Below are 1,524 nucleotides of genomic sequence, written 5' to 3'. Positions count from 1 at the left end.
GGCATCGTCAGCCGCCGCAAGCGTCCGGCGCTCAGGGTGATGGGCGGCAAATCCGCAAGCTGATGCCGGGCTGCGCGCCGCCGCATGCAGGCAGCTCTTTTTGTCGGGCCAGCCTGAAAGCGGGCAGCGTTGCGGCCGATTCGATGCTATGAGGCCTGTCGCAATTGTGGATGGCAGGCAGCGAAGGCGGTGTTGAAACATGGCTAAGACCGATATTGCGCGGCGCGTCTACAACCACACCTGGAAGCTCGACCCGATCGTGCGCAGCTTGCTCGACACGGATTTCTACAAGCTTTTGATGCTGCAGATGATCTGGGGCATGTATCCCAAGGTCGACGCAACCTTCTCGCTGATCAACCGCACGACCTCGGTGCGCCTTGCCGACGAGATCGACGAGGGCGAATTGCGCGAACAACTCGACCATGCCCGCACCTTGCGCTTCTCCAAGAAGGAGATGATCTGGCTCGGCGGTAACAATTTCTACGGCCGCAAGCAGATCTTCGAACCGGAATTCCTCGCCTGGCTGGAAGGCTTCCGGCTGCCCGAATACGAGCTGTCGAAGTGCGACGGGCAGTATGAACTGACCTTCAGCGGGCCGTGGATGTACACCACGCTGTGGGAAATCCCGGCGCTCGCCATCATCAATGAACTCCGATCTCGCGCGGCGATGCGGGCGTTCGGGCCTTTCGCGCTCGACGTGCTCTATGCCCGCGCCAAATCCAAGATGTGGGCCAAGACCGAGCGGCTGAAGGCGCTGCCCGGCATCCGCATCTCGGATTTCGGCACGCGCCGGCGCCATTCCTTCCTATGGCAGCGCTGGTGTGTCGAGGCGTTGAAGGAAGGCATCGGCGAGGCGTTCACCGGCACCTCCAACGTGCTTTTGGCCATGGACAACGACCTCGAAGCGCTCGGCACCAACGCACATGAGCTGCCGATGGTGTTTGCCGCGCTTGCCGACTCGGAAAAAGAGCTGAGACAGTCGCCTTACAAGGTGCTGCAGGACTGGCAGCGCTACTATGGCGGCAATCTGCTGATCGTGCTGCCCGACGCCTTCGGCACAGCATCGTTCCTGCGCGATGCGCCGGACTGGGTGGCCGACTGGACGGGCTTTCGCCCCGACAGCGCGCCGCCGATCGAAGGCGGCGAAAAAATCCTGTCCTGGTGGCGCGACAAGGGCAAGGACCCCAAGCAGAAACTGCTGATCTTCTCCGACGGGCTCGAGGTCGAGACCATCGAGGAGACCTATCGCCACTTCAAGGGCAAGGTGCGCATGTCGTTCGGCTGGGGCACCAATCTGACCAATGATTTCGAAGGCTGCGCGCCGACGGAAACCAACAGCCTCGACGCCATATCGCTGGTTTGCAAGGTCACCGAGGCCAATGGCAGGCCAGCGGTCAAGCTGTCGGACAATCCGGCCAAGGCGACCGGCGATGTGAAAGAGATCGAGCGGTATCTCAGGATTTTTGGCGAGAAGGACCGCGTGGAGCAATTGGTCAAGGTGTGAGGGGTGGGGTGGTGGGGCTC

Annotated in this window: 1 protein-coding gene; it reads left to right on the top strand. The window is 61.7% G+C overall.

Going from position 1 to position 1,524, the window contains the following annotated elements; genetic code table 11:
• The first annotated feature begins 199 nt into the window (after window positions 1–199).
• Window positions 200–1,504, top strand: coding sequence for a nicotinate phosphoribosyltransferase (gene pncB, locus EN969_RS30580; protein WP_013528440.1), 1,305 nt, complete (start codon window positions 200–202; stop codon window positions 1,502–1,504).
• Window positions 1,505–1,524: the final 20 nt, after the last annotated feature.

Origin of the sequence: Mesorhizobium sp. M7A.F.Ca.CA.003.01.2.1, assembly GCF_003998945.1 — a bacterium.
Lineage (GTDB): Bacteria > Pseudomonadota > Alphaproteobacteria > Rhizobiales > Rhizobiaceae > Mesorhizobium > Mesorhizobium ciceri.
The sequence above is the reverse complement of the archived record's forward strand: the minus strand, read 5'-3'. Positions and strand labels throughout refer to the sequence as shown.

Bases quoted from the DNA above. Each gene is read 5' to 3' on its own strand.
- pncB (WP_013528440.1), top strand. From the start codon at position 200: ATGGCTAAGACCGATATTGCGCGGCGCGTCTACAACCACACCTGGAAG.